Here is a 4,822-nt window from a genome sequence, read left to right on the forward strand (position 1 = left end):
GAAGAGGCGATCGCCCATATCAATACTTATGGATCCGGTCATACTGATGCGATCGTCACCGAAGAACAATCCGCTGCGGATCTGTTTCTGTCTCAAGTTGCCTCTGCCGGAGTCTTCCACAATTGTTCCACCCGCTTTGCCGATGGATTCCGCTACGGTTTCGGGGCAGAAGTGGGAATTAGTACCCAAAAAATGCCCCCCCGAGGTCCTGTTGGACTCGAAGGGTTAGTGACTTACAAATATCAATTAATCGGGAATGGTCATGTGGTGGCAACCTATTCTGGTCCCGAGGCTAAATCCTTTACCCATCGCAATTTATCTCAATGAAGGGAGAAAACCGCCCCGAATAGAATTGCCTGGTTAGTCTAAGAATGGAAAAGTCGGTTTTGAGGGAACAGTTCCTAAACCGGATTTTCCATTTTTCAGGGATTTTTGCCAGCTTCATCTCCTCCATCCCCAGGCGTGAATTCGATTATTTCTTGGCAGCAGCGGGGGCATTTTTTTTGCTAATATACTGATAGGTTAAATCATCAACCGTCCAGACTTTATCTTGTTTAACCAGCTTCATTTGCACAGGAACTTCCCGACCTGTTTTAGAAATAACGGTGACATCCAGACAGTGAACTTCACCCTCAGTTGTGGGAATTGACATTGTGGTGCGCTGATACTGATTCAGTTTGTGGGTTTTGATGAATTTCGCAAATTGTTGTTTAGAGGTTTTGCTTTTAAAGCGATCGGTTGTGGACTGATAGGCCCCATTGACATCCCCATCGGCAATTTGGGTAAAAAAGGCCCCGATCGCCTGGGGTAACCCTTTGGTTTTGGAAAAAATAATCAGGGAAACACTAATCCAAATTAAGACGATTCCCCCGAGAATTACACCTACTCCAATTCCCACATAAGATAACCAAGGTTGAAAGGATTCCACAGTACACTCCTAAATTGAGCAATAAAATGACAAAAAAATAATGAGGTGAAGGGTTATCCCCAAAAACAGACCCCCAAAGGGGATAACCCCTGTCTGGTCTTACCATAAAAAAGCCCCTATAGCAAGGGTTCCAGCTTAGGGGTTGGGGGTCTCAGGGGATTGGGGGGACTGTCTGTAACGGCAAAAATTACCCCCAACTTCAAAGTACCGAATCCGGAAATCTTCCGGATCCCTGGTTCAGTTTCAGTAAAGTGGCTATTAGGGCAAAGGAACAGAATAATCAGGCAAGGGACATAAGACGAGGCAACCCCACCGAGACGGGGTAAAATCTCTTAACCCTTTTACCCCTTATCCCCAATTCAAATATCAGGAGTAGTTACGATGACCTATCGGATACTGAGCATCGATGGTGGCGGAATTCGTGGTGTATTAGCGGCGCGAATGTTGCAACGGATCGAAGAACGGCTGGAGTTGCCGTTAAGAGATTATTTTGATTTAATTGCAGGAACTTCTACGGGATCAATGGTGGGTGCTGCGATCGCGATGGGAATTCCTTGTGAGAAAATTGTCCAACTTTACCGGAAAAAGTCTAAAAAAGTCTTTCCCTACACCAGTCGCTGGACCCTCAAGCGACTGCCTTTATTACTACAGCATGGCCCTTCTGCTCCGAAGTTCTCGGAAGCGGGACTGGTCCGAATGCTCAAAGATTTATTGGGTAATAAGCGCTTAAATGAGATTAACCAAGTCAAACTGTTAATTACCAGCTATGATACCATTGGCCGATCGCCGATTATTTTTAAAAGTTGGAAAGATAAATTTGCGAACGTTCCAGTCTGGGAAGCCTGTCTGTGTTCCTCTTCTGCTCCCACCTTCTTTCCGGCACACCGATTAGTCATTGATGGTGAGGTGATGTCGGCCATTGATGGCGGTTTAGCCGCGAATAATCCCACCGCTTGCGCTGTCGCTGAAGCCATCCGCCTGGGTCATCGCTTAGAAGATTTGGAAGTCATTTCCATCGGAACAGGTGCAGCAACGCGGGTGATTCCCTGGGAACAAGCTCGCTCTTGGGGTACTCTACAATGGATTTGGGGCGGGCGCGTGATTAAAGTGATGACCGATGCACCTTGCGAAGTTTATCACTATATCACAGATTATGTGATTGGAGATAAATCGCGCTATGCTCGTTTACAATTTCCCCTCGATCGCCGCTTAATTCATAAACCCTTGAGCGATGATATGGACAATGCCAGCGATGAGAATATCAGCAATTTAATTGAATCGGCTGATGCTTATATGAACTTGGTGGAAGTCGTGGAATGCTTGGATCTGTGTTTGAGAAAAGCTGAACCTCCTCAAGTTCATGTTCAGGAACGCTATCAACGATAATTGTTAGAGGGGCAGTACATGAACTGCCCCTATTTGATGATATTCCCGGCGATCGCCCTCCCTTTCCAGGGAAAAATAGCGATAAAAAAACTCCTGACCCTTTAAACATTAGTCAAGGCGATCGGGATTGGTTCCGAATCCCCCATTCAACCCTTCACAAGTTCAAACTTTAACCGAAGCGCCCGCTGACATACTCTCGGGTCGATTCTTGCTGGGGATTTTGGAAAATATTTTCCGTTTTATCATACTCAACGAGATATCCAAAGCGCTTCCCATCTTCGGTGGCTTCGGCATTGAAAAAGGCGGTATAATCGCAAGACCGTGAGGCTTGCTGCATATTGTGGGTCACAATCACCATGGTGTAATTTTCTTTGAGTTCCTGCATTAACTCTTCGACTTTCATTGTTGAGATGGGGTCGAGGGAGGCACAGGGTTCATCCATGAGGACGATTTCGGGATTAATTGCGATCGCCCGGGCGATACATAACCGTTGCTGTTGACCTCCAGATAACGATAAACCATTGGACTTTAATTTATCTTTAACTTCATCCCATAACGCAGCGCGACGCAATGAAGTTTCAACCAATTCATCCAGATTACCTTTATACCGATTGACTCGCGCTCCATAGGCGATATTGTCATAAATGGATTTGGGGAAAGGATTCGGTTTCTGGAACACCATCCCAATCCGCCGACGGACCTCTACAGGGTCAATTCTTTTCTCGTAGAGGTCTTGGTTGTAGTAGGAACATTTTCCCTGAATCCGAAATCCACTAATCAAATCATTCAGACGGTTGAAGCAGCGGATTAAGGTACTTTTTCCACATCCCGATGGTCCAATAAATCCGGTAATTTGGTTTTTCGGGATATTCAGATTCACCCCTTTAAGGGCGAGGGTATCTCCGTAGTAAATGTTCAGATTTTCCGTCCGCAGAATTGCTTCTGTTTGGGGTTCAGTTTGATAATGATGATTGGCTGGTTGCCGATCGGAAGGCATAAAATCCACCTTGATTTTTACTAGATATTTCAACTTGAGAGCAGTTGTGTTTCCCACGAGTATGCGATCGAGCGCCAACAGCCTAGGGTTGACAAACTACCGAACCCCAACTGCTCACATCTTTTGACCCGAGTTGCAGCCGATCGGAAGTAAAATTTTGAGAAGGAAGTGCGATCGCAACGGTCACAACTGCTTTGTTGATCGTTCTACACTGGCAAAAAAAATAAACTTCCAAAATCCTACTTTCAAGCAAAGCGCTGTATTCTATCATACAGTTTTCTGAAGTTTTAGATCGTTAAGAACTTTAAATTTCACTGGTGGCATTTTGATACAGAAAGCATTGTTTTTAATAAATGCTTTTCCGCGTGGCCCAGCGAGCCAAAATGCTAGTGACTAGAACCAACAACACTAAAATTAATGAGGCAGCCCAAGCCAGTTCTTGTTGACTGGCGTAGGGAACCGAGGCAAAGTTATAAACCAACACTGCCAGAGAGGGGGCTGGTTCAAACAAGCCTTGGGGCCAGAAAAAGGTAAATAGAGCCGTGAAAATTAAGGGAGCCGTTTCACCAGCAGCCCGGGCGATCGCCAGGGTTAGTCCTGTGATAATAGCAGGTAACGCTGCTGGTAGCACCACCCGCAACACAGTTTGATAGTTGGAGGCTCCCACCCCCACCGATGCCCATCGCACATCGGGAGGAACGATTTGCAGAGCTTCATCGGTGGTTCGGACGACAATCGGTAACATCAGGACCGAGAGTGCCACCCCCCCAGCAAAAGCTGAGAACTGTTTGGTCGTTAATACAATGATACCGTAGACAAAAATTCCGACAATAATCGAGGGAACCCCACTCAGGACATTCGTCGCAAAGCGAATCCACCGGGCAACCTGAATTGAACTAAACTCGGCCAAGTAAACTGCCCCAAACACCCCAATCGGAACGCTAATCGCAGCAGCGATCCCCACCATAATCAAGGTCCCGGCGATCGCATTAGCAATCCCCCCGCCTTGCATCCCTGCCGAAGGCGGAAGTTGGGTAAACAAGTCCAAATTCAGCCGGTTAAACCCTTTAATCGTCACATAAATCATCACCGCAAATAACGGGATGAGGGTGAGAACTAAACAAGCACCGGATAACAGGGTCATCACCCAGACAAACAGCGATCGCGGAGTTTTATAGTTCCGCATCAGCTGCTCCCCGTCTAGGGTAGCGTTGTACAAATCGTCGCTGTGACTTGAAAAAGGCTGTGACATATTAAAGATGGGTATTGCCCCTCAACAACTGCTGTCATTTGTCATTTGTCATTTGTCATTTGTCATTTGTTGTTTGTCATTGGTGGTTTGTGGTTTGTCCTGATTATTCAGCCATCCTAATGACCAATGACCAATGACCAATGACCAATGACCAATCCCTCTTATTTCCCAGTCGCCTTATCCACTTCAGTTAGGGTCAAATCCACTCGCGCTTGCACGGGGGTTCCATCGGCTAAAAAGCGGGTTAATCTATAGCTGA

4 protein-coding genes and 1 pseudogene are annotated in these 4,822 nt (G+C 46.3%); 2 read left to right on the forward strand and 3 right to left on the reverse strand.

Features of this window, described 5'->3' with window-relative positions:
* Positions 1-327 (forward strand): annotated as a pseudogene (locus tag J0895_RS18440) (glutamate-5-semialdehyde dehydrogenase); the annotation flags it as partial.
* Between the two features lie 145 nt (positions 328-472).
* On the opposite strand, the gene J0895_RS18445 reads toward J0895_RS18440, so the two are convergent.
* Complete coding sequence (locus J0895_RS18445) at positions 473-928, reverse strand: hypothetical protein (RefSeq protein ID WP_207089469.1); 456 nt, start codon at positions 926-928, stop codon at positions 473-475.
* Between the two features lie 381 nt (positions 929-1,309).
* Here J0895_RS18445 and J0895_RS18450 point away from each other — a divergent pair, with 381 nt between their 5' ends.
* Positions 1,310-2,314 carry a patatin-like phospholipase family protein gene (locus J0895_RS18450; protein ID WP_207089470.1) on the forward strand — a complete coding sequence of 335 codons (1,005 nt, stop codon included), beginning with the start codon at positions 1,310-1,312 and terminating at the stop codon, positions 2,312-2,314.
* A gap of 169 nt (positions 2,315-2,483) precedes the next feature.
* On the opposite strand, the gene pstB is transcribed toward J0895_RS18450, so the two are convergent.
* Together pstB and pstA are read right to left on the reverse strand one after the other, a co-directional pair.
* On the reverse strand, positions 2,484-3,311 hold the full coding sequence (gene pstB / locus J0895_RS18455; RefSeq protein WP_207089471.1) for a phosphate ABC transporter ATP-binding protein PstB: 828 nt from the start codon (positions 3,309-3,311) through the stop codon (positions 2,484-2,486).
* A 346-nt stretch (positions 3,312-3,657) separates the two neighbouring features.
* Entirely contained in the window at positions 3,658-4,497 is an 840-nt protein-coding gene (gene pstA / locus J0895_RS18460) for a phosphate ABC transporter permease PstA (protein ID WP_207089472.1), read from the reverse strand.
* Between the last annotated feature and the right edge of the window lie 325 nt (positions 4,498-4,822).

The organism is Phormidium pseudopriestleyi FRX01 (genome assembly GCF_017313335.1).
GTDB classification, from domain to species: Bacteria; Cyanobacteriota; Cyanobacteriia; order Cyanobacteriales; family Laspinemataceae; genus Laspinema; species Laspinema pseudopriestleyi.